The following is a 20,843-nucleotide window of genomic DNA, read 5'->3' on the forward strand; positions in this document are numbered from 1 at the left end:
TCGCTCAACGGCCGACCCCGCCAAACCCTTGGCTGGATGACACCATCAGAGAAGCTCAACGAGACACTCGTTGCGATGACTGGTTGAGACCGCCGACGCGAAGGCTGCAACCAGCCCTGCAACGACGCCTGGCGCGGCGCCCTCTGCCGAGGGTCACGAGCGTCAGGCGGGGGCCGACTCCAGCAGGATCGTCGTGGGGCCGTCGTTGACCAGCTCGACGGCCATGTCCGCCCCGAAGATCCCCGTCGCCACCTCGAGGCCGCGAGCGCGCAGGTCGGCGACCACCGCCTCGACCAGCGGCTCGGCCACCGCACCCGGCGCGGCGGCGTTCCAGGTGGGACGGCGGCCCTTGCGGGTGTCGGCGTAGAGCGTGAACTGGCTGACGACGAGCACGGGCGCTCCGACGTCCACCGCGCACGCCTCCTCGCGCAGGATGCGCAGCTCCGCGATCTTGCGGGCGATCAGCTCGACCTGGGCCGGACCGTCGCCCGGGGTGACCCCGACCAGCGCCAGGAGCCCCGGCCGGTCGATCGCGCCGACCACGATCCCGTCCACCGTCACCGACGCACGCGTGACGCGCTGGACGACCGCCCTCACGCAGCACCGGGGCCGAACGTCGGCAGCACGGCCCCGACGGGCTCGCCGTGCCCGAGCACCGGCGTCGCGCCGAGGTCCCCCACGTCGTACCCGGCCACGGCCAGCGCGGCCGCGAGCACCGCGGGGCGCGGGCGCGACGAGCCGTCGACGACCTTGAACGCGAGCGCGCCACCGTCCGGGAGGCCCGCCGCGTACACGCCGTCGGCCCCGTCCTTCGCGATCAGCCCGGGGACGGCCTCCATGAACCGGGTCGCGTCACGCCCGGTCCCGGCGACGTGCCACGGGAACCTCGCCATCGAGCGGGCCACGCGAGCCCGCGGCCCGGCCGACGCGCCGACGAGGCCGGCGAAGGACCGCGCGAGACCGACGAGGGTCGTGGAGAACAGCGGCGCGCCGCACCCGTCGACGGTGACGTGCGCGACGGGGACGCCCGTGAGCTCGGCGACCGCGTCGCGGAGCGCGAGCTGGAGCGGGTGGTCCACCTCGAGGTAGCCCGCGTTCGGCCAGCCCGCCGCGACGCACGTGGCGAGCATCCCGGCGTGCTTGCCCGAGCAGTTCTGCGTGATCGACGCGGGCCCCTCGCCGTCGGCGCGACGCTGCGCGGCGGACTCGGGGTCGAGCGGCCAGTCGGGCGTGTTGCGCAGCTGTCCCGCGGTGACGCCCGACGACGACAGGATCGCGTCGACGACCACCAGGTGACCGGGCTCGGCGTTGTGGCTCGCGCAGACGAGGGCGAGCAGCGCGCCGTCCACGTCCAGCCCGGACTCGAGCATCCCGACGGCCTGCAGCGGCTTGAGCGAGGACCGCGCCCAGATGACGGAGTCGGGGTCGCCGAGCGCGAGCCGGACGCCGCCGTCGGGTGCGAGCACGACGAGGTGCCCGCGGTGCACCGACTCGACGAGGTCGCCGCGCACCACCCGCGCGAGCGGGGCGGCCGCGGAGTCGATGTCCGTCATCGGTCGGTCACCGGCAGTGGTCACCAGCCGCCGCCGCGCGAGGGCCCCGAGGACGGCGGGCGGCGGCGCGAGTACGGCGCAACCGCCGGGCGCACGTCGACGAGGTAGATGATCGCGGCCGCCGCGCACGGCAGGGCGAGGAACAGCCCGAACTGCGGCAGGCCGGTCGGGAACGGGACCGAGGCGAACGAGACCGCCGTCGCGACCCCGACGATCGCGCCCCAGAAGCCCTTGGTCCGCTTGCCGGCGGAGACGAACGCCGCCGGGGGCCGGCGCAGCAGGTCGATCAGCGCCCACAGCGCCAAGCCGAAGATGGCGAGCATGAAGACGAAGTAGATGAGTACCTGGAGGGTCGCGACCACGGGGCGAGCCTACGAGACGCTGCCCGTCTCAGGGCAGTACCCGCAGCCCCTCGGCCCGCGCAGCCGCCACCAGGTGCTCGTCCCACGCCGCGACCACCAGGTCCGGCGAGCGCAGCACGAGCGCGGACGCGAGGTGCAGCGCGTCGGCCGCCCGCAGGGGATGCGTCCCGACGAGGGTCGCCGCCCCCGCCGTGATGACCTCCTGCAGCTCGACGACGTGCAGGCCGGGCCAGAGGCGGGACCAGGCGGCGAGAGCCGCGCGCGCCTGCGCCGGCTCGAGGCGGCCGGCCCGCTGACCTGCGGCCAGCACGGCACGCACCTCGGCGTCCGCGAGCCGGGAGGTCGCGACGAGGTCGGCCCCGTCCCACAGCGCCGCGACCAGGTCGGAGCCGGGCTCGGCGACGCACAGCTTCACCAGCGCGCTGGTGTCCAGGTAGACGATCGCCATCGGTCAGCGGCGCAGCCGGCGGACCAGCCCGGACACCGGCCGGGTCGCGCGGCCCTGCTCGCCGCTCGCGCCCGGGCGCTCCGCCGCGGGGGCCGACAGCAGCCCGTCGCGCTCCAGCCGCTGCAGCAGGTCGGCCGACTCGATGCCCGTCAGGCGGGCGACCGGGATCCCCCGCTCGGTGATGACGACGTCCTGCCCCGAGCGCGCCGCCTCGATCCACTGCTTCAGCTCCGCGCGCAGAGCGCTGACCGCGACCTCCATCCGTCGACCGTACCGGGCCGCGGACGCGCGCAGGGTCAGATCTCGGGAAGCACCTCGCGGGCGTCCCGAGGCGAGGCGCCCGCGGCCTCCAGGACGTCCACGACGAGCGACCGGTGCAGCAGCACCAGGCTCTGCACCTGCCAGTCGTCGGGCTCGACGACGAACGGGTCGAGCGCGCGGGCGGCGGCCATGAGCGCCATGCGCGCCCGCTGCGGGTCGCGTCCCGCGCCGACGGCCGCGGCGAGCTCGTCGATCGCGCGCGCCGTGGTGTCCACGCGGCTGGCCACCCCGCGCAGGTCGTGCGGCGCGTCCGCCTCCAGCAGCGTCAGCGCACGCCGCACCATGACGCGCGCGTTGTTCATCGCCCGCCCCACGAGCACGGCCGCGTCGACGCTCGCCGCGAGCTCGGGCCGGTACTTGCGGCTGGTCGGCGCGACGCGCGCGAGCTCACGCGCATTCGTCGCGATCGTGCGCCACTCGTCGAGCACGGGCTGCGTGGCGCGGGCGCGCAGCAGTGCGTCCTCCACGTCGCCCGGGTCCCGCGCGACGAGCCCGCGCGCGAACATGTGCAGCACGCCCGAGAGCTCCTCGAGCCCACGCTGCCCGAGCACGCGGGGGTGGCGCCGCGGGTCGCTCGGGGTCAGGAGCGCGAACGCGAGCGCCATCGCGCCACCGATCGCCGCGTCGACCCACCGCCCGAACGGGCCCCCTGACGTGGCCGGCAGCGCCACGATGACGATCGCCTGCACGCCCGCCTGGGTCGTCAGCATCACGCCCCGGTCGATGAAGCGCGCGAGCATCGCCGATGCGAACAGCACGAGCGAGATCTGCCAGATCCCGTGCCCGATCAGGTGCGCGACGAGGTCGCCGAGCCCGACGCCGATCGCCACACCGACCGCCAGCTCGGCGACCTTGCGCACCGACCGGTCCATCGAGAAGCCGAGCGCGATCCACGCGCAGACGGGCGCGAAGAAGGGGATCGGGTGACCGATCCAGTAGTGCGCGATCGCGTACGCGACGCCGCCGGCCACGGCCGCCTGGAGGATCGGGAACCAGGCGGCGCGCATCCGCGCGAGCCCCTGCCGGACGCGCGCCTCGCCGAGCACGCGCAGGTGCCGACCGGTGAGGCGCGCGTCGGACGGGCGGGCGTCGCTCACGACGTCAGAGCATCGGGTGCTGGCCGAGGCCCCGCGTCAGCGGGCCGCGGGCCGCGGGCCTGTCCCCGGTGACACCCTCGCCCGGGACGACGACCTCCTGGGACGCGGCCACCACGTCGGCGTCACCGTCGACCACCAGCAGCGCGTCCTCGGGCACCGACCGCTTGACGACCGCGAGGGCCACCGGTCCGATCTCGTGGTGCCGCGCGACGGTCGTCACGTGCCCGACGACACGCCCCGGCTCGCCGTCGACGACCTCGCGCACCTCGGCGCCGGCCACGGGGATCAGGTGCCCCGAGCCGTCGAGGTGCAGCATGACGAGCCGGCGCGGCGGCCGCCCGAGGTTGTGCACGCGCGCGACGGTCTCCTGCCCCCGGTAGCAGCCCTTGTTCATGTGCACCGCGGAGCGCAGCCAGTCGAGCTCGTGCGGGATGGTCCGGTGGTCCGCCTCGTGGCTCGCGCGCGGGCGCCAGGCCTCGACGCGCAGGGCCTCGCTCGCCCAGGTGCCGGCCAGCCGCCAGCCGGTCGCCTCCCGTGCGGCGATCTCCGCGGCCAGGTCGGCGCGCGGCACGAGCACGAGGCGCCAGTCCCGGTCGGCGCCGGGGTGCTCGTCGGCCGCCGGCCCGTAGCGGGTGCCGCCCGGGGCGACGGTCGGCCACGGGTCGCGCCACGTGACCGGCTCGTCCGCAGTGCCCTCGGCGTCGACCGGCTCACCGATCGCGGCCCAGTCGTCGGTCGCGTCGACGATCTCGACGCGCAGCATGAACTTCATCCGGTTCAGCCAGGCGGCGAGCTCGACCGGCGTCTCGGTGAGCAGCCAGGTGGTCACCCCGTCGTCGACCACGCCCGCGACGTGCTCGACGTGCCCCTGCGGGCTGAGCACCAGCAGCTCGGTCGAGGTGCGCGGCGCGAGGGCCGTGAGGTCCTGCGAGGTGATCGAGTGCAGCCAGGTCAGCCGGTCCGGGCCGGTGACGGTCACGACGCCGAGGTGGGACTGGTCGACGACCGCTCCCCCGCGGGCCAGCGCACGCTGCTCGGCCGTCGGGTCGCCGTAGTGCCAGGCGACGCCGGCGTCCGGCCCCGCCCCCGCGACCGCGCCGTGGCGGCGCAGCAGGGGGCTGGCGTGCCGGGCGGTCTCCGGTGCGGTCGTCGTCATCTCTTAGTCCTGGGGGTCGTCGTCCGCCGGCGCGGTGGCGTCGACGCGGTCGAGCGTGGCGGACGCGTACGTCTGCATGGGGTGGCCGAAGGCCGCGAGGTCGTGCGCCCACATGAGCTGGCCCTTGACCAGGCCGAACAGGCGCTTGCTCGCGCTGACCTCCGCACCACCGGGCACACGGGCCACCAGGTCGCTGGCCAGGTCGACGCGGCCGTTGCCGATCTCGCCGACGAGGACCGTGACGAAGCCCGCGGGGTCGCTGAGCAGCACCTCGACGGGGAACTTGTCCGCCGAGACGCCCACGGGGCGCTCGGGGGGGATCCGCCAGTAGCCGGACTCGGTGGACCACACGGGAGCGGGCGCGGCGGCCTCGGGAGACTCCAGGGCCGCGGCGTCGTCGGGCGCGACCACGAGCCGGATGGTCGAGGTGTAGGACAGGTACGGGCCGCCGTCGCTGGCGAACTCGACCTCCTGCGTGAAGGCCGTCTCCTCGATCCCCGGGTAGTCGACGAACCCCTGGCCGCGCCAGCGGCCGAGCAGCCACGCGAGCGGGTACACCTCGGGGGCGAGCCCCTCGGGATCGGGCAAGGCGAACGTCATCTCAGTGCCTCCTCACGGGCTCCGGAGCAAGGGCCGGCTGCGTCAGCGCTGGCCCTTGTACAGCTTGTAGACGACGAGGCACGCGACCCAACCGATGGTCAGCGTCGCCGCGACGAGCAGGCCGATGAAGAAACCTTCCAGCGCAGTCATGCACCGATCCTAACGAGGACGCACCCCTACGCTGTTCCGGTGCGCGCGCTCGTGATCAAGACCACGTCCGGACTGGACCGCCCCGAGGCCTGCAACCAGGCCTTCACCGTCGCGGCCACGGCCGTGGCCGCCGGGGCCGAGGTGTCCCTCTGGCTGACGGGCGAGGCCGCCTGGTTCGGCCTGCCGGGCCGGGCCGCCGAGCTGGAGCTGGAGCACGCGGCCCCGCTGGCCGACCTGCTGGACGCCGTCCTCGAGGGCGGCCGCGTCACGGTGTGCACGCAGTGCGCCGCCCGGCGCGGGATCACGCCCGACGACGTGCTGCCGGGCGTGCGCATCGCCGGGGCCGCGGTGTTCGTCGAGGAGTCGCTCGCGGACGGCGCGCAGGCGCTGGTCTACTGAGCCGTCAGGCCGCGCGCGAGCGCAGCCGCACGCCCAGCAGGTACATCTCGCACCCGAGGCACAGGCCGAACACCGCGTTGAGGAACGCGGCCACCAGCGCCAGCGCCGCGGCGACCGGCACAGCGGCGCCCACGCCCGCGAGCGCCAGCAGCAGCCCGAGGCCCGTGATGACGAGCCCGACGAGCTGCGCGAACCGCGGCGGGCGCGGGTCCTCGAGCTCCGTGGGAGCGGCGACCCGCGGGCGGACGAGGCGACGGTAGACCGCGCCCTGCCACGTGCCGCCGACGCCCCGCACCGCGCCGAGCGCGAAGGACGCGACGACCACGGCCAGCACGACGACGGACGCGGGCGACGGCAGCAGGAGGACGACGACGAGCAGCACCGCGGTGATGCCGGCGCCGAAGCGCGGGCCACGCGGGTCGATGCCGGCAAGGGCGTGGGAGTCGCTCACGGGGTGCTCCGGGGGCTGGTGACGGGAAGGTGGTCGAGCGCGGCGAGCGCGTGGTGGCGGTCGGTGCCGCCGGAGAGGCGGCCGACCACGACGCCGCGCGCGTCGAGCAGGAGGGTGGTCGGCGTGCGCAGGACGTGGAACCGGCGCACGAGGTCGAGGTGCTCGGTGACGTCGAGGTCGACGTGGGCGAGGTCGCCCTGCTCGGCGACGAGCGTCTCGAGCACCGCGTGGGTGCGGCGGCACGGCGCGCAGACCTCGCTGGAGAGCTGGACGAACGTCGCGCGGGACCCGAGCGGGGCGCCGATCTCGTCGGGACGCAGGACGTCACCGCCCTCGTCGGGACCGTCGTCGCGGGACGCCGCGGCGAGCACCGTCGGGTCGACCGCGGTGTAGCGCCCGTTGCGTGCGCGCCACCACAGCCCGATCGCGGTCGCCACGGCCAGCACGGCGACGATCAAAAGCAGACGGGTCACGTCCGGATTCTAGCCGACGAGCACCCGGCCGACGACGTACACGAGGATGCCCGTGACCGTGACGGGCAGCGTGACCGCCGCGAGCGCCGGCAGCCGGTGCTCGAGCGTGGGGAGCCGGTCGAAGAGCACGTGCAGCGTCGCGACGAGGATGCCGACCGCGAGGCCGAGCAGGAGTCCGGCGACCACGTCGATGTCCGGCACCACGGCGGCGGCGCCGGCCCCCGCGGCCGCGGACACCGCGGCCGTGACGAGGGCCCCGAGCCACGGAGCGAGCGGCAGCGCGACGACGGCCGAGCCGACCGCCAGGGCGAGCGCCCCGCCGACGACCAGCGGCTCGCCGCCCGGCGTGCGCCCGATGGCGACCCAGCCCGCCACGGCGACGGCCACGAGCGTCCCGGTGACGGTCCCCGCGACCGACTCGACGAGCCGGGTACGTCCGTCGCGCCGCAGCAGCTCGCTGACGAACGCCAGGATGATCGAGCAGGCGAAGACCACGGGCAGGTAGCGCAGGTAGGGCTGGTCGGGCGTGACGTGCACGGCGACGACCGCCCCGAGGCCACCCAGGCCGATGACCGCGCTCGACCCGGGGGGGAAGGGCAGCCCGGCGAGCGTGGGCCAGCCGGCGGCGAAGACGACCGCCAGGATCCCCGACGCGATGGTCACAGGCATGCCGCCCACGTAGCCGGCGACGGCGACGAGGGCTGCGAGGACCGCGGTCACGACCGCGCGCGTGGCGAGCTGCACGGCGCTACCGGAGGTCCGCCGACGGGCACGGCGCCGGGGTGGCGGCGCGCGACGAGGACGACGGACGACGGGGATTCACGTCGGCGATTGTCGCAGATGACGGCCGCGTGACCGTCGGATGACGGCCAGGTCATGGATGGCGAGCCCGTGTGTCCGTCACATGGCTGTACCGTGTGGCCACTCGCTCGTCCCCCGACCCCCCTCAGGGAGGTTCCCAGGTGGCAGACCTGCTCCTGCTCACTCCGGTCCCGGGCGGTTCCGCACAGGTGCTCCCCGCGCTGGGGCTGTTGTCGCACCGGGTGCGAGTCCTGCCCGTGGAGCCGTCTGCCCTCGTGGACGCCCCGGACGCCGACATCGTGGTGCTCGACGCGCGCCGCGACCTCGTGACCGCCCGCACCACCTGCCGCCTGCTGCGCGCCACCGGCCTGACCGTCCCGCTCGTCCTCGTGCTGACGGAGGGTGGCCTCACGGTCGTCACTGCCGAGTGGGGGGTCGACGACATCGTCCTCGAGTCCGCGGGCCCGGCCGAGGTCGAGACGCGCTTCCGGCTCGTCATGGAGCGCGCGGCGACCTCGTCGTACGACGACGCCCCGCAGGAGATCAGCTCGGGCGAGCTCACCATCGACGCGGGCGGCTACACGGCCCGCCTGCGCGGGCGCCCGCTCGACCTGACCTACAAGGAGTTCGAGCTCCTCAAGTACCTGGTGCAGCACCCGGGCCGCGTGTTCACGCGGGCCCAGCTGCTCCAGGAGGTCTGGGGCTACGACTACTACGGGGGCACGCGCACCGTCGACGTCCACGTCCGGCGGCTGCGCGCCAAGCTCGGCCCCGAGCACGAGCAGCTCATCGGCACGGTCCGCAACGTCGGCTACCGCTTCGACCCGCCGAAGGACCGCCGCGGCGCGGCCGACGAGCGCGACCAGGTCCCGGAGCCCGCCGAGGCCTGATCCCGTACGGTTGCTCCCGGTGAGCCGGGAAGCCTGGTCGGCACGTCCTGACCCATGCCCTGGAGGAAGCCCGTGCGCCGTCCCGTCTCCGCGCTGTTCTCGACCCTGACGCCCGGTGGCGAGCGGAACCTCGCCGACACCCTGCGCGAAGAGCGCACCGGCGGCATCCTGCTGCTCGTCGGGACCGCGATCGCCCTGCTGTGGGCCAACCTCGACGCGGCGGGCTACGCGAGCGTGTCCGAGACCGTCATCGGGCCGGCCGCGCTGCACCTCGACCTCTCGATCGCGGCGTGGGCGACCGACGGCCTCCTGGCCATCTTCTTCTTCGTCATCGGCCTCGAGCTCAAGCGCGAGATCGTCACCGGCGAGCTGCGGAACCTGAACACGGCTGTCGTGCCGATCTTCGCGGCCATCGGCGGCATGGTCGTGCCCGCCGCGCTCTACGCGGTGGTCAACCTGCAGGACGGCGGCGAGCTCAGCGGGTGGGCCGTGCCGACCGCGACCGACATCGCGTTCGCGGTCTCCGTGCTCGCGATCGTCGGGCGCAGGCTCCCCAACGCGCTGCGCGCGTTCCTGCTCACGCTCGCGGTCGTCGACGACCTGCTGGCGATCATCGTGATCGCGGTCTTCTTCACCGACACCATCTCGTTCGTCCCGCTCCTCGCGGGGCTCGCGACCGTCGCGGTGTTCGCCCTCGCGATCCGGCGTGGCTGGACCAGCGGCTGGCTCCTCGTGCCGCTCGCCGTGGTGGCATGGGCGTTCGTGCACGCGTCGGGCGTCCACGCGACCATCGCCGGTGTCCTGCTCGGTCTGGTCGTACCCGCGACGGCGCGCGGCCTGCAGCGCGACGACGAGGCGTCCGAGCAGTCCCCCGCCGAGGCGATGGAGCACCGGTGGCGGCCGATCTCCGCGGGCTTCGCGGTGCCCGTGTTCGCCGTCTTCGCGGCCGGCGTGACCTTCAGCTCGGGCGTGCTGGCCGATGCGCTCCACGACCCGGTCGCGCAGGGCGTCGCCATCGGGCTCGTCGTCGGCAAGCCGCTGGGCATCGTCGCGGCCACCCTGCTCGTGGCCACCTTCACGCGCGCGAACCTCGCCCCGGGCCTGGGCTGGGCAGACGTCGTCGCCGTGGGCTTCGTCGGGGGCATCGGCTTCACCGTCTCGCTCCTCGTCGGGGAGCTCGCCTTCGGCGCCGGCAGCGCGCACGACGAGCACATCATCATCTCCGTGCTGCTCGCGTCCCTGGTCGCCGCGCTGCTCGGCGGCGCGGCACTCTGGCAGCGCGACCGCCACCACGCCGCGCTGGCCGGCACGGGAAACCGGTAGGTTCTGCTCCGATGAGCACGGTCGACTCCGCCACGCTACTGATCGACGGACCCTGGCAGCACCGGTTCGTCGCCGCGAACGGCGCCCGCTTCCACGCGGCCGTCGCCGGTCCCGACGACCGCGACGCCCCGCTCGTCGTCCTGCTGCACGGCGTGCCGCAGTTCTGGTGGGCGTGGCGCCACCAGATCCCGGCACTGGCGGAGGCGGGCTACCGCGTCGCCGCGCTCGACGTGCGCGGCGCGGGCGGCTCGGACAAGCCCCCGCAGGGGTACGACGTCCCGACCCTGACGAACGACGTCGCCGGCGTGATCCGCTCGCTCGGCTCGTCCGCCGCGGTGGTGGTCGGCTCCGGGACCGGCGGCGAGATCGCGTGGGCGATGGGCGCGCTCCAGCCCGACGTCACGCTGGCCGTCGGCGCGCTCGCCGCGCCGCACCCGCTCGACGTCCGGGCCAACACCGTCGCCGCGCTGCGCCCGCGCGGGCTGCGCCGGCTGGCCTACGTGCAGACTCCGTCCCGGCCGGAGCGGGCCATGACGCAGGGCGACCTCGTCGACCGCCTGCTCACCGAGTGGGGCGGCAGCGCGTCGTGGTGCGACCCGTCCGCGCGCGCCACCTACCGGGACGCCGCGCGCGTGCCGTTCGCCGCGCACAGCCAGCTCGAGCAGCTGCGCTGGCTCCTGCGCTCCACGCCGCGGCTCGACGGGCGCCGCTACGCCGCAGGGCTCGAGCGCGCCACGCCCCGACCTGCCCTGCAGATCCAAGGCGGCCGCGACGGCCTGCGTCCGCCCGCGCGCGCTCCGCTCACGGCCGAGACGGCCGCCCGCGTCGCCAGCACGTACCGGTACGAGCTGCTCCCGGCCGCCGGGCACTTCCCCGCGGAGCAGGAGCCCGGGCGCGTCAACGACCTGCTGCTCGAGTGGCTGACGGTCGTCGCCCCCGCCTGACTCACCCCTTGAGCATCTTCTCCGCTCGCACCGGGTCGTTCTCGCCCATCCCCCGCGACGGGCACAGCGCTGCGACCGGGCACGCACCGCACGCCGGCCGCCGGGCGAAGCAGGTGCGCCGGCCGTGGAAGATCAGCCGGTGCGAGGCCATGGTCCAGTCGCGCCGGGGCAGCAGCGCGCACAGGTCCTTCTCGACGACGAGGGGGTCCTCGCTGTCGGTGAGCCCGAGCCGGGCCGCCAGCCGCTGCACGTGCGTGTCGGCGGTGATCCCCGGGATGCCGAACGCGTTGCCGAGCACCACGTTCGCGGTCTTGCGCCCGACGCCCGGGAGCTTGACCAGGTCGACGAGGCGGCCCGGCACCTGACCGCCGTGCTCCTCGACGAGCGCGCGCGACAACCCCTGCACCGAGCGGGCCTTGGCGCGGAAGAAACCCGTGGGCCTGAGGATCTCCTCGAGCACCTCGGGGTCGGCGGCGGCCATCGCGGCGGGGTCCGGGAAGCGCGCGAACAGGTCGGGCGTCGTGAGGTTGACCCGCACGTCGGTGGTCTGGGCCGACAGCACGGTCGCCACGAGCAGCTCGAACGGGTTGCGGAAGTCGAGCTCGCACCGTGCGTCCGGGTAGCGCTCGGCGAGCACACGGTCGATGCGGCGCGCGCGGCGCGTCCGGGCGAGCACGGTCTCGTCGAGCATCACCCGGGCAGCCTACGGCGACGCGCCGACATTGCTCCTTCCCAGTGATGTCGCAGGCTGCGGGCCCAGGAGTCCTCAAGTCGAGGCCGGAACTGTCCGAATCTCCAGGCATGACACCACCGGTCGAGCAGCGGGTCCTGGACCTCCGCCTCGACCGCCGGGCCCTGCGCGCCGAGCAGGCCCGGGTGGGCTGGTGGCGGCGCCTGGTCAGGGCGCGGATGGACCTCGCGGTCGCGAGCGCCGCCCGGCCGCAACCGCTCGGCGAGGAGGTCGCGTTCCACCTCCCGCTCACGGTGGGCGTCGACGTGCCGCGCCCGAGCGAGCTCGGTGGCGTCCTCGCCGGCGTCGAGCCCCAGGCGGAGGTGGGTCGCCTCGACGAGCTCCGGGCCCTCGACGCGCAGCTGGCGCGCTACGAGGCGGGCGTCCGGGACGCCCTCGGCGCCGCCACGGACCGCCTGATCGCCCGGCTCGCGGCCGACCCCGCGACGACGACGGCACGGATGCGCGAGCCGCTCTCCCGCGGCTGACCCCTCGATGGGGCACACTTGACCAGGGCGTCCCGCTGACCAGCGGGAAGCCCTGGATTGCACGAGCACACCGCCCCGGCCGGCTCCGGCCCCGTGCGGTCGGTGACGGAGCCGCCACGCAGGTGTGCGGCCGGGAAGGTGAGGTTCATCGTGGAGGACGACATCGCGCTCTCGGCGCCGCTGTTCGCGGGTCTCGACGGGGACGCCTCGGCGACCCTCGTCGCGACGATGAAGCCGCTCGAGCTGACGCGCGGCGACGTGCTGTTCCACGAGGGCGAGCCGGGCGACCGGCTCTACGTCGTGCGCGAGGGCAAGATCAAGCTCGGCCGCCGCTCGAGCGACGGGCGCGAGAACCTGCTCGCCGTGCTCGGCCCGGGTGAGATGTTCGGTGAGCTGTCGTTGTTCGACCCGGGCCCGCGCACCGCGACCGCCACGGTCGTCGCGGACGCCGTCGTCCTCGAGCTCGGCCACAGCGAGCTCGTGCAGTGGCTGCAGGAGCGTCCCGCGGTGGCCCAGCAGCTGCTGCAGGCCCTGGCCCGCCGGCTGCGCCGCACCAACGAGGCGCTCGCCGACCTGGTCTTCTCCGACGTCCCCGGCCGGGTGGCCAAGGCGCTGCTCGACCTGTCGACCCGGTTCGGCGAGCAGGTCGACGAGGGCATCCGCGTGGCGCACGACCTCACGCAGGAGGAGCTCGCGCAGCTCGTCGGCGCGTCGCGGGAGACCGTCAACAAGGCCCTGGCCGACTTCGCCGCCCGCGGGTGGGTGCGCCGCGAGGGTCGCGCCGTCGTGCTGCTGGACGTCGACCGCCTGGAGCGCCGCGCCCGCTGACCTCGTGCGCCGCGCCCGCTGAGCGGTGCGGCCGGCCGAGGTGTCAGGCCGTCTCGACGACGATCTCGACCTCGACGGGCGAGTCGAGCGGCAGGACGGCCACGCCGACGGCGGACCGGGCGTGCACTCCCGCGCTGCCCAGCACGTCGTGCAGCAGCGTGCTGGCACCGTTGATGACGCCCGGCTGGCCGGTGAACGACGGGTCGCTCGCGACGAAGCCGACCACCTTGACGACGCGCACGATGCGGTCGAGGGCGTCGGCACCCGCCGGCCCGCCCTCGGCCTCGACGAGCGCGGCGACGGCCGCGAGCGCGTTGAGGGCCGCCGTGCGGGCCAGGTCCGTGGCCTCGTCGGGCGAGACCCCCGCACCCACCTTGCCCGTGGTCGCGAGGCTGCCCGCGACGAACGGGAGCTGGCCGCTGGTGTGGATCAGCGCGCCCGTGCGCACCGCCGGGACGTAGGCCGCCACCGGCGCGGCGACGGCCGGCAGGTCCAGGCCGAGGTCAGCCAGGCGTGCGGCGGCGCCCATCAGGCCTGCTTGGGCCGCTTGAGGTAGGCGACCAGGCCCGCGTCGGGGCCCTGCACCACCTGGACGAGCTCCCAGCCGTCGGCGCCCCACTGATCGAGGATCGCCTTGGTGGCGTGGATGATGAGCGGAATCGTCGCGTACTCCCACTGCTGCTGTGCCATGCGCGCCACCCTAGTGCCGCGCGCGCACCACCGGCACCGCGGGTCTCACGGGCGACGAGCGCGCCGAGGGCCCCGTCGGTGCCGGTGTGCGGCGCTCAGCGCGCGGCGAGCAGCGCGGAGTCCGCCGCGACGAGCTCGTTGCGCCACGAGCTCACCTCCGGGCGCCGGCGCAGCAGCGCGCGCCGCTCCCGCTCCGTCATCCCGCCCCAGACCCCGAAGTCCATCCGGTTGTCCAACGCGTCGGCCAGGCACTGCAGCCGGACGGGGCAGGACAGGCACACAGAACGTGCCTCTCGCTGCGCGGACCCCTCGACGAACAGCGCGTCGGGACTCACGTTGCCCTGGCCACAGGCCGCCGCGGCGGTCCAGTGCCCCTCTGACATCATCATCGTTGCCTCTCCCCCTGCCCGGACGCCCGCGCCTCTGGCTGCGCACGACGTCCGCGTCAAACGTTCTCGGTCGGACCGTAGCGGCTGGTCAGGCCCCGTGGCGAGAGCCTGATCGGGTCTTTTCGGTTTACCAGGGCAAGATTCCCTCGTTCGGGGAGCGGGGTGTGCAGGTCCGGTGGAGGTCGACGGACCCGGCGGCGTGACGCGTGATCGTGACAGGACCCGCCACTACCCTGACGGCATGCCGAACCCTGCACGCGCCCGCGGTCGCAAGGTCAACGCCGGGCAGGCGTTGGCCCTGCTGCTCGCCTTCGTCCTCGTCGCCTCCGTCGGTGGTGTCCTCGCCGCGGGCCTGGTCCTGCCGGGTGCCGCCGTCGCGAACGGCATCACCAACATGACGACCGACGCGTTCGACGAGCTGCCGACCGAGCTCGACGAGGCTGCGCTCCCGCAGAAGTCGACGATCCTCGCCGCGGACGGCACGGTCATCGCGACGTTCTACGACCAGGACCGCGTCGTCGTCCCGCTCACGGACATCGCGCAGTCGCTGCAGGACGCGGTCGTCGCGACCGAGGACAAGCGGTTCTTCGAGCACGCGGGCATCGACCCGGCGGGCATGCTGCGCGCCGCGGTGCGCAACCAGCTCGGCGACGCCAAGGAGGGCGCCTCCACGCTGACGCAGCAGTACGTGAAGAACGTCCTGATCGAGGCGGCGCTGAACAAGCCGACCGAGGCCGAGCGTCAGCAGGCCCTGCTCGACGCCCGGGACGACGAGGGCTCCGACGGCTACGCGCGCAAGCTGCGCGAGGCCAAGCTGGCCATCTCGCTGGAGAAGAAGTACTCCAAGGACGAGATCCTCGAGCGCTACCTCAACATCGCGCAGTTCGGCGTCTCCGTGTACGGCGTCGAGGCGGCCGCGCAGCGCTACTTCAGCAAGCCCGCCAAGGACCTGACGTACCTCGAGTCCGCGACGATCGCCGGCATCACGCGCTCGCCGTCGGCCTGGGACCCCACCCGGAACCCCAAGGAGTCGCAGGACCGCCGGGACACGGTGCTCAAGCTCATGCACCAGCAGGGGTACATCAGCGACGCCGAGTACACGAAGGGCATCGCGACGCCGCTGGCCGAGACGCTCAAGCCCCAGGAGCCGAACATCGGCTGCATGTCCGCGGCCTCGTCGATCCGCGGCTCGGGCTACTTCTGCGACTACGTCACCAAGGTCATCCGCAACAACAAGGCCTTCGGCAAGACGCAGGAGGCACGCCTCGCGCGCCTGTACCGCGGCGGCCTGACGATCAAGACCACGCTGATCCCCAAGGAGCAGCGTGCCGCGGACAAGCAGGTCAAGGCCGGCATCCCCGTCAAGGACAAGTCCGGGCTCGGCTCCTCGATCGTCGTCGTCGAGCCCGGCACGGGCAAGATCACCGCGATGGCCCAGAACCGGACCTACAACAACACGAGCGACCACGGCTCGCGCGAGACCGCCGTCAACTGGAACACCGACAACGCCTACGGCGGCGGAAACGGCTTCGCACCCGGCTCGACGTTCAAGCCGTTCACCCTGCTCGAGTGGCTCCGCGAGGGTCACAGCCTCAACGAGCAGATCGACGCCCGCCCGCTCAGCTACCCGCTGTCCGACTTCAACGCCCCCTGCACCAACCTCGCGGGCGGGGAGTACAAGTTCGGCAACGCGGAGGGTGGCAGCCGGTCGTTCATGAGCGTGCTGGACGCGACGAAGAACTCGGTCAACTCCGGGTACATCGCCATGGCGACCCAGCTGAACCTGTGCAACATCATCGACGGCGCCACGGCGCTCGGCGTGCACCAGAGCGGCGCCGCGGGTGGCCCGTTCAAGGTCCTGCCCGCCAACGTCATCGGCTCCGACTCGGTCGCCCCGCTGACCATGGCCGCAGCGTTCGCCACGTTCGCCTCGGGCGGCATCTACTGCGAGCCGATCGCCATCTCGAGCGTCACGGACGCCAACGGCAAGAAGCTCGCGGTCCCGGACGCCGACTGCCACCGCGCGGTCGAGAAGAAGTACGCGAACGCGCTCAACTTCGCGCTGAGCCACGTCTGGGAGGGCACGGCGAGCTCCGTCCGCCCGGCCCCCACCTACACGTCCGCCGGCAAGACCGGCACCACCTCGCGCAACGAGAACACCTGGTTCGTCGGCTACACGCCGCTGCGCGCGTCGGCCGTCTGGGTCGGCTACCCGAACGCGTTCAAGCCCGTCCAGAACGTCACCGTCGCCGGCAAGTACATCCCGTACATGTACGGCGCGTCGATCGCAGCGCCCACGTGGAAGCGGACGATGGACGCGATCATGAAGGGCAAGGACGACCCCGGCTTCGACAAGGCCGACACCGACGAGGTGTACGGCAAGCCGATCTACGTCCCCAACGTCATCGGCCGTTCGCAGGGCGACGCCGAGGCGATCCTGCGACAGGCCGGCTTCAAGGTCCGCGTCGACTCCACGCCGGTCGCGTCCGACAAGCCCGCGGGCACGGTGGCCGAGCAGAACCCGTCGTCGTCGGCGCCGAAGAACTCGTACATCTCCCTGAAGCTGTCGGACGGCTCGAAGGTCAAGCCGCCCGAGGACCCGAACGCGGACAACGGCGGTCAGGACGACGGCGGCAACGACAACGGCGGGCCGGGCAACGGCGGCCCGGGCAACGGCAACGGCGGCGGGAACGGGCGCGGCAACGGCTGATGCCCGACGCATCGCGCGCGAGCGCACCCCGGACGATCGCGCGCGCCGTCGGCGGCCTGGCCCTGGCCGGAGCCGGCGCGCTCGCGTGGGCGAGCCTGGTCGAGGTCCGCTGGTACACGCTGCGTGAGGTGAGCGTGCCGGTGCTGCCTGCCGGGCAGGCACCACTGCGCATCCTGCACCTGTCCGACCTGCACCTGCTGCCGAACCAGCAGTGCAAGGTCGACTGGGTCCGCGACCTCGCCTCGCTCGACCCGCACCTGGTCATCGACACGGGCGACAACTGGGCGCACCTGGACGCGATGCCCGCGCTCCTGCGCGCGCTCGAGCCGCACCTGGCCCGCCCCGGTGCCTTCGTCCTCGGCTCGAACGACTACATCGCGCCCGTGCCGAAGAACCCTGCCCGCTACCTGCTGCCCGACGCCCGTCGGGGCAGCGGCTCGCTGCACCGCGAGCTGCCGTGGCGCGAGCTCGTCACGCGGATGACCTCGGCCGGGTGGATCGACCTCACCAACCGCCGCGACGTGGTGTCCGTGGACGGCCGCCGCATCTCGCTCGCCGGCACGGACGACGCGCACCTCGACCGCGACGCCTACCCGCCCGCCGGTGGCGCCGACGACGCCCGCACCGGATCGGAGCCTGTCGACCTGCACCTCGGGGTCACGCACGCCCCCTACCGGCGCGTGCTCGACGCCATGCACGCCGACGACGTGGACCTCGCGATCGCCGGGCACACGCACGGCGGCCAGCTCGCGGTTCCGTTCTACGGCGCCCTGGTGACCAACTGCGACCTCGACACGAGCCGCGCCAAGGGCCTGTCCGGCTGGCCCGGGCCGCGCCCCGACCGCCCGGGCGGCGCCGACTCCACGTGGCTGCACGTGTCCGCCGGACTGGGCACGTCCCCCTACGCGCCGGTGCGCTTCGCGTGCCGCCCGGAAGCGACGCTGCTCACACTGACGGCCCCCTGACGCTCTCGGCGGGCACTCGGTTTCGTGACCGGGCATCTGGTCGGCTATCCTTGCCAGGCTCCACGGGGTGTGGCGCAGCTTGGTAGCGCGCTTCGTTCGGGACGAAGAGGTCGTGGGTTCGAATCCCGCCACCCCGACACCAGAAAGCCCTGGTCAGCTCTCGCTGACCAGGGCTTTCGTCGTCGGTGCCGGCGCGGGCGGTGGCGTCAGCGCGGACCGAGGTAGGCCGCGTCGCCGTCGTTCACGTGGATGCGCACGGTCCGGCTCGCACCTGGGTCGGTGGGGGCGTCGACCGTCTGGCGGCCGTCGTTCGTCTGGAGGTCGAGCGCGACGGGGTCGCCCGTCCCGTACACCGTGACGTCGCCGTCGTTCGAGCTCACGTCCACGTCGCCGGCCACGCCGGACACGGTCACGCGGCCGTCGCCCGACGTGGCGGTCAGCGAGCCCGAGACGCCGTCGACGCTCGTCGACCCGTCGCTCGAGCGGACGTCCACGTCCCCCTGCACGGAGCGCACGTCCACGGCCCCGTTCGACGCCGCGAGCGTGAGGTCGCCGACGAGGTCGCTGACCTCGGTCCGGCCGTCCCCGCTGCGGATGTCCAGCGCCCCGCTCAGGCCCTGCGCCGTGACGTCGCCATCGCTGGCGTGCACGACGACCTCGGTGCCCGCGGGGACCGTCACGGCGAGCGACGCCCGGCACGAGCCGAACCACGCGCACTCGTGCGTGACCGTCAGCCGGTCGGCGGACTCGTCGACCGCGTAGTGCACCGAGGTGAGCGCGGCCCGAGCGATCCGCTCGACGACCACCTCGTCACCGCCCGTGCGGACGTCGACCTCGCCGTCGGCGACCAGCTCGACGACCGGTCGGGCCGCGTAGGTCGCGGTCGCGGACGTCGTGGCGTGGTCCTCGTCGGACCACAGGGCCAGCCCGACGAGGCTCCACGCGGTGCCCAGCAGGATGACGGCGCCGATCACGCCGCCGGTCCACACGAGCCCCCGGCTGCGTCGGGGAGGCGTGGTCGTCGGCCGTTCGAGGGTGGTGGTCATGGTCGCTCTCCGGTCGTCGGCGCCTGCTCGAGCCACCTCAGCACCGCGAGGACGCGGCGGTGGTCGTCACCGTCGGGCGGCAGGTCGAGCTTGGCGAGGATGGAGGTCACGTGCTTCTCGACCGCCGGGAGGCCGACGACGAGGCGCTCCGCGATGGCCGCGTTGGACCGGCCCTCGGCCATGAGGCCGAGCACCTCCCGCTCCCGTGGCGTCAGGGTGTCGAGCGTGTCCCGGCGCGAGCGCGCCAGGATCTGCGCGACGACCTCGGGGTCGATCACCGTGCCGCGCGAGGCGACCCGGTGCAGGGCGTCGAGGAAGTCGTCCACGTCCGCGACGCGGTCCTTGAGCACGTAGCCCAGGCCGCGCACGTCGCCTGCGAACAGCTCGCGGGCGTAGCGCTGCTCCACGTACTGGGAGAGCACCAGCACGGGCAGCCGGGGGTGCAGGCTGCGCAGGTGCACCGCGGCACGCAGGCCCTCGTCGGTGTGCGTCGGGGGCATCCGGACATCCGTGACGACCACGTCCGGCAGCGGCTCGACGATGCCGGCGACGAGCTCGTCGGCGGTCTTGTAGCCGGTCACCTCGTGCCCCTCGGCCTCGAGCAGCCGGGTCAGCCCGGCGAGCAGGAGGACGGAGTCCTCGGCGATCACGATGCGCACGGCACCTCCACGGTCACTCGGGTGCCGGCTCCGGCCGGGCTGTCCAGGTCGAACGTTCCGTCGAGCGCGGCGACGCGGCTGGCCAGGCCCTCGAGCCCGCTGCCCGGGCCTGCGGCCGCCCCGCCCACGCCGTCGTCGGCGATCACGACCCGCAGCCGGTCGCCCACCACGTCCGCGCGGACCACGACCTGCTGCGCGGACGCGTGCTTGGCGGCGTTCGTCAGGGCCTCGGCGACGACGAAGTACGCGGCGGCCTGCGCGGACCCGCTGGTCGCATCGACGGCCGGCGGGTCGTCGACGACCACCTCGACCGGGACGGGGCTGCGTGCCGCGAGCGCGGACAGGGCCGCGTCCAGGCCCCGGTCGGTGAGCACCGCGGGATGGATGCCGCGCACCAGGTCGCGCAGCTCGGCGAGCGTCTCCTTGACCTCGCGGTGCGCGTGCTCGAGCGCGGCCGCCGCGGCCTGCGGGTCGCTAGCGGCGTTGCGCCGGGCCGCGCCCAGCTCGACGCCGAGCGCGACGAGGCGCTGCTGCGCGCCGTCGTGCAGGTCGCGCTCGATCCGCCGCCGCTCCTCGTCGGCCGCTCCGACCGCAGCCGTCCGGGTGGTCGCCAGGTGCTCCGCGCGCTGCTCCGCCACCGCTGCGCGCAGCGTCGCGTCGGCGGTCGCCTGCCGGGCCGACGGGCCGAGCAGCGCGCGCCCGACGCGCACCTGGGCGGCGGCGAGGAGCTGCAGCAGCACGGCGCCCGCCCACAGCAGCACGAGCCCGCCGCCGACCGCGAGCGCGAGGCGCGCGCTGGTCAGGTCGACGCCCTGCCAGGACGCCACCGCCGGGTACGCGAGCGCGGCGAGCCCGACGCTGCCGAGCGCACCGGCGACGACCGAGCCGCACAGCACGAGTCCGGCGACCAACGGGTAGGCGAGGTGAGCCCAGGAGCGCCCGTCACCGAGCACCGCCACCCAGGAGGCCCACCACCCCGGCCGCTCGGCCACCCGGTACGCCGGGGCGTCGATCTGCGCGCCGAGCTGGAGCTCGAGACGCGCGCGCTCCCACCGGGCGAACGGCCGCGCCGCGAGCAGCGTCGCGACCGTCGTCGGGATGCCCAGGCCGAACACCAGCAGGATCGACAGGTCGACGGACACCAGGGCGACGACGAGGGTCGCGGCGACGATCATCACCACGCCACCGATCACCAGCTGCGACACGGCCCGCCACGTCGCGCCCGACCACGGCGCCGCGAGGAACGCGCGCACGTCGTGGACGGCAGGGGCGACCCGGCGGAGCTCGGGCGTCGGTGCGGTGGTCATGGGGACGACGCTAGAGGTCCGCCGCCCCCACGGTCAGCCTGCCCACCCCCGGGTCCGGGGTAG

General features: G+C 74.3%; 26 protein-coding genes and 1 tRNA gene. 9 read left to right on the forward strand and 18 right to left on the reverse strand.

Features of this window, described 5'->3' with window-relative positions:
• Window positions 1-162 precede the first annotated feature (162 nt).
• Genes dtd through EDF34_RS13070 form a run of 8 tightly spaced genes read right to left on the reverse strand, consistent with a single transcriptional unit; the run spans window position 163 to window position 5,537 of the window.
• Window positions 163-597, reverse strand: coding sequence for a D-aminoacyl-tRNA deacylase (gene dtd / locus EDF34_RS13035; RefSeq protein WP_123371950.1), 435 nt, complete (start codon window positions 595-597; stop codon window positions 163-165).
• On the reverse strand, window positions 594-1,553 hold the full coding sequence (locus EDF34_RS13040; RefSeq protein ID WP_123371951.1) for an asparaginase: 960 nt from the start codon (window positions 1,551-1,553) through the stop codon (window positions 594-596). Before EDF34_RS13040 ends, dtd begins: the two co-directional genes overlap by 4 nt.
• Window positions 1,554-1,573: 20 nt before the next feature.
• The gene (locus tag EDF34_RS13045) at window positions 1,574-1,915 is read right to left on the reverse strand and encodes a DUF2516 family protein (protein WP_123371952.1); all 342 of its coding nucleotides are present in this window, start codon (window positions 1,913-1,915) and stop codon (window positions 1,574-1,576) included.
• A gap of 28 nt (window positions 1,916-1,943) precedes the next feature.
• Window positions 1,944-2,363 carry a type II toxin-antitoxin system VapC family toxin gene (locus EDF34_RS13050; protein ID WP_123371953.1) on the reverse strand — a complete coding sequence of 140 codons (420 nt, stop codon included), beginning with the start codon at window positions 2,361-2,363 and terminating at the stop codon, window positions 1,944-1,946.
• A 3-nt stretch (window positions 2,364-2,366) separates the two neighbouring features.
• Window positions 2,367-2,624 carry a type II toxin-antitoxin system prevent-host-death family antitoxin gene (locus tag EDF34_RS13055; protein ID WP_123371954.1) on the reverse strand — a complete coding sequence of 86 codons (258 nt, stop codon included), beginning with the start codon at window positions 2,622-2,624 and terminating at the stop codon, window positions 2,367-2,369.
• Window positions 2,625-2,659: 35 nt separating this feature from the next.
• A complete protein-coding gene (locus EDF34_RS13060; protein WP_233575384.1) occupies window positions 2,660-3,781 on the reverse strand; it encodes an aromatic acid exporter family protein in 1,122 nt (373 codons plus the stop codon).
• A 4-nt stretch (window positions 3,782-3,785) separates the two neighbouring features.
• Window positions 3,786-4,937, reverse strand: coding sequence for a folate-binding protein YgfZ (locus EDF34_RS13065; protein ID WP_123371955.1), 1,152 nt, complete (start codon window positions 4,935-4,937; stop codon window positions 3,786-3,788).
• A 3-nt stretch (window positions 4,938-4,940) separates the two neighbouring features.
• A complete protein-coding gene (locus tag EDF34_RS13070) occupies window positions 4,941-5,537 on the reverse strand; it encodes an FABP family protein (RefSeq protein WP_123371956.1) in 597 nt (198 codons plus the stop codon).
• A 189-nt stretch (window positions 5,538-5,726) separates the two neighbouring features.
• Between EDF34_RS13070 and EDF34_RS13075 the strand changes: the two genes are divergently transcribed.
• Window positions 5,727-6,086, forward strand: coding sequence for a DsrE family protein (locus EDF34_RS13075; protein WP_123371957.1), 360 nt, complete (start codon window positions 5,727-5,729; stop codon window positions 6,084-6,086).
• 4 nt (window positions 6,087-6,090) lie between these two features.
• Here EDF34_RS13075 and EDF34_RS13080 read toward each other — a convergent pair whose 3' ends face one another.
• Genes EDF34_RS13080 through EDF34_RS13090 form a run of 3 tightly spaced genes read right to left on the reverse strand, consistent with a single transcriptional unit; the run spans window position 6,091 to window position 7,754 of the window.
• Complete coding sequence (locus EDF34_RS13080; RefSeq protein WP_123371958.1) at window positions 6,091-6,537, reverse strand: DUF4395 domain-containing protein; 447 nt, start codon at window positions 6,535-6,537, stop codon at window positions 6,091-6,093.
• Entirely contained in the window at window positions 6,534-7,010 is a 477-nt protein-coding gene (locus tag EDF34_RS13085) for a thioredoxin family protein (protein ID WP_123371959.1), read from the reverse strand. Before EDF34_RS13085 ends, EDF34_RS13080 begins: the two co-directional genes overlap by 4 nt.
• 9 nt (window positions 7,011-7,019) lie before the next feature.
• Window positions 7,020-7,754, reverse strand: coding sequence for a hypothetical protein (locus EDF34_RS13090; protein WP_123371960.1), 735 nt, complete (start codon window positions 7,752-7,754; stop codon window positions 7,020-7,022).
• Window positions 7,755-7,972: 218 nt separating this feature from the next.
• Here EDF34_RS13090 and EDF34_RS13095 point away from each other — a divergent pair, with 218 nt between their 5' ends.
• From EDF34_RS13095 to EDF34_RS13105, 3 genes are all read left to right on the forward strand, one after another.
• Window positions 7,973-8,701, forward strand: a complete 729-nt coding sequence (locus EDF34_RS13095) for a response regulator transcription factor (protein WP_123371961.1) — start codon at window positions 7,973-7,975, stop codon at window positions 8,699-8,701.
• Between the two features lie 72 nt (window positions 8,702-8,773).
• Complete coding sequence (nhaA, locus tag EDF34_RS13100; RefSeq protein WP_233575385.1) at window positions 8,774-10,024, forward strand: Na+/H+ antiporter NhaA; 1,251 nt, start codon at window positions 8,774-8,776, stop codon at window positions 10,022-10,024.
• A gap of 11 nt (window positions 10,025-10,035) precedes the next feature.
• On the forward strand, window positions 10,036-10,968 hold the full coding sequence (locus EDF34_RS13105) for an alpha/beta fold hydrolase (RefSeq protein WP_123371963.1): 933 nt from the start codon (window positions 10,036-10,038) through the stop codon (window positions 10,966-10,968).
• A 1-nt stretch (window position 10,969) separates the two neighbouring features.
• Here the strand turns inward: EDF34_RS13105 and nth are convergent, their stop codons facing one another.
• A complete protein-coding gene (nth, locus tag EDF34_RS13110) occupies window positions 10,970-11,659 on the reverse strand; it encodes an endonuclease III (RefSeq protein ID WP_123372364.1) in 690 nt (229 codons plus the stop codon).
• A 110-nt stretch (window positions 11,660-11,769) separates the two neighbouring features.
• Here nth and EDF34_RS13115 point away from each other — a divergent pair, with 110 nt between their 5' ends.
• Together EDF34_RS13115 and EDF34_RS13120 are read left to right on the forward strand one after the other, a co-directional pair.
• A complete protein-coding gene (locus tag EDF34_RS13115; protein WP_123371964.1) occupies window positions 11,770-12,186 on the forward strand; it encodes a hypothetical protein in 417 nt (138 codons plus the stop codon).
• Window positions 12,187-12,336: 150 nt separating this feature from the next.
• Window positions 12,337-13,014: a Crp/Fnr family transcriptional regulator gene (locus EDF34_RS13120; protein WP_123372365.1), complete on the forward strand. Its 678-nt coding sequence runs from the start codon at window positions 12,337-12,339 to the stop codon at window positions 13,012-13,014.
• Between the two features lie 43 nt (window positions 13,015-13,057).
• Here EDF34_RS13120 and EDF34_RS13125 read toward each other — a convergent pair whose 3' ends face one another.
• From EDF34_RS13125 to EDF34_RS13130, 3 genes are all read right to left on the reverse strand, one after another.
• Window positions 13,058-13,543: a RidA family protein gene (locus EDF34_RS13125; RefSeq protein ID WP_123371965.1), complete on the reverse strand. Its 486-nt coding sequence runs from the start codon at window positions 13,541-13,543 to the stop codon at window positions 13,058-13,060.
• On the reverse strand, window positions 13,543-13,704 hold the full coding sequence (locus EDF34_RS17705) for a hypothetical protein (RefSeq protein ID WP_191785328.1): 162 nt from the start codon (window positions 13,702-13,704) through the stop codon (window positions 13,543-13,545). The genes EDF34_RS13125 and EDF34_RS17705 overlap by 1 nt, the downstream gene beginning before the upstream one ends.
• A gap of 95 nt (window positions 13,705-13,799) precedes the next feature.
• Complete coding sequence (locus tag EDF34_RS13130) at window positions 13,800-14,090, reverse strand: WhiB family transcriptional regulator (protein WP_370450083.1); 291 nt, start codon at window positions 14,088-14,090, stop codon at window positions 13,800-13,802.
• Between the two features lie 244 nt (window positions 14,091-14,334).
• On the opposite strand from EDF34_RS13130, the gene EDF34_RS13135 reads away from it, so the two are divergent.
• The 3 genes from EDF34_RS13135 to EDF34_RS13145 all read left to right on the forward strand — a co-directional run bounded on the left by EDF34_RS13135 (window position 14,335) and on the right by EDF34_RS13145 (window position 17,905).
• Window positions 14,335-16,803 (forward strand): transglycosylase domain-containing protein, encoded by a 2,469-nt coding sequence (locus EDF34_RS13135; protein WP_123372367.1) that lies wholly within the window; start codon window positions 14,335-14,337, stop codon window positions 16,801-16,803.
• Complete coding sequence (locus EDF34_RS13140; RefSeq protein ID WP_123371966.1) at window positions 16,803-17,768, forward strand: metallophosphoesterase; 966 nt, start codon at window positions 16,803-16,805, stop codon at window positions 17,766-17,768. Before EDF34_RS13135 ends, EDF34_RS13140 begins: the two co-directional genes overlap by 1 nt.
• A gap of 63 nt (window positions 17,769-17,831) precedes the next feature.
• Window positions 17,832-17,905 (forward strand) — tRNA-Pro (locus tag EDF34_RS13145).
• A 69-nt stretch (window positions 17,906-17,974) separates the two neighbouring features.
• Here EDF34_RS13145 and EDF34_RS13150 read toward each other — a convergent pair.
• From EDF34_RS13150 to EDF34_RS13160, 3 genes are read right to left on the reverse strand one after another with little or no spacing between them, the layout of a single operon-like run.
• Window positions 17,975-18,814, reverse strand: a complete 840-nt coding sequence (locus EDF34_RS13150) for a DUF4097 family beta strand repeat-containing protein (protein WP_123371967.1) — start codon at window positions 18,812-18,814, stop codon at window positions 17,975-17,977.
• Window positions 18,811-19,473, reverse strand: a complete 663-nt coding sequence (locus EDF34_RS13155; RefSeq protein ID WP_123371968.1) for a response regulator transcription factor — start codon at window positions 19,471-19,473, stop codon at window positions 18,811-18,813. Before EDF34_RS13155 ends, EDF34_RS13150 begins: the two co-directional genes overlap by 4 nt.
• The gene (locus EDF34_RS13160; RefSeq protein WP_123371969.1) at window positions 19,461-20,780 is read right to left on the reverse strand and encodes a sensor histidine kinase; all 1,320 of its coding nucleotides are present in this window, start codon (window positions 20,778-20,780) and stop codon (window positions 19,461-19,463) included. The genes EDF34_RS13155 and EDF34_RS13160 overlap by 13 nt, the downstream gene beginning before the upstream one ends.
• Window positions 20,781-20,843: the final 63 nt, after the last annotated feature.

The sequence above is a fragment of the Cellulomonas sp. PhB150 genome, assembly GCF_003755175.1.
Taxonomy (GTDB): Bacteria; Actinomycetota; Actinomycetes; order Actinomycetales; family Cellulomonadaceae; genus Cellulomonas.

Coding starts and splice junctions, on each gene's coding strand:
- EDF34_RS13050 (WP_123371953.1), bottom strand. CDS start 2,363: ATGGCGATCGTCTACCTGGACACCAGCGCGCTGGTGAAGCTGTGCGTC.
- EDF34_RS13135 (WP_123372367.1), top strand. CDS start 14,335: ATGCCGAACCCTGCACGCGCCCGCGGTCGCAAGGTCAACGCCGGGCAG.
- EDF34_RS13140 (WP_123371966.1), top strand. CDS start 16,803: ATGCCCGACGCATCGCGCGCGAGCGCACCCCGGACGATCGCGCGCGCC.
- EDF34_RS13115 (WP_123371964.1), top strand. CDS start 11,770: ATGACACCACCGGTCGAGCAGCGGGTCCTGGACCTCCGCCTCGACCGC.
- EDF34_RS13065 (WP_123371955.1), bottom strand. CDS start 4,937: ATGACGACGACCGCACCGGAGACCGCCCGGCACGCCAGCCCCCTGCTG.
- EDF34_RS13040 (WP_123371951.1), bottom strand. CDS start 1,553: ATGACGGACATCGACTCCGCGGCCGCCCCGCTCGCGCGGGTGGTGCGC.
- EDF34_RS13105 (WP_123371963.1), top strand. CDS start 10,036: ATGAGCACGGTCGACTCCGCCACGCTACTGATCGACGGACCCTGGCAG.
- EDF34_RS13070 (WP_123371956.1), bottom strand. CDS start 5,537: ATGACGTTCGCCTTGCCCGATCCCGAGGGGCTCGCCCCCGAGGTGTAC.
- EDF34_RS13160 (WP_123371969.1), bottom strand. CDS start 20,780: ATGACCACCGCACCGACGCCCGAGCTCCGCCGGGTCGCCCCTGCCGTC.
- EDF34_RS17705 (WP_191785328.1), bottom strand. CDS start 13,704: ATGGCACAGCAGCAGTGGGAGTACGCGACGATTCCGCTCATCATCCAC.
- EDF34_RS13130 (WP_370450083.1), bottom strand. CDS start 14,090: ATGATGTCAGAGGGGCACTGGACCGCCGCGGCGGCCTGTGGCCAGGGC.
- EDF34_RS13125 (WP_123371965.1), bottom strand. CDS start 13,543: ATGGGCGCCGCCGCACGCCTGGCTGACCTCGGCCTGGACCTGCCGGCC.
- EDF34_RS13150 (WP_123371967.1), bottom strand. CDS start 18,814: ATGACCACCACCCTCGAACGGCCGACGACCACGCCTCCCCGACGCAGC.
- EDF34_RS13055 (WP_123371954.1), bottom strand. CDS start 2,624: ATGGAGGTCGCGGTCAGCGCTCTGCGCGCGGAGCTGAAGCAGTGGATC.
- nth (WP_123372364.1), bottom strand. CDS start 11,659: ATGCTCGACGAGACCGTGCTCGCCCGGACGCGCCGCGCGCGCCGCATC.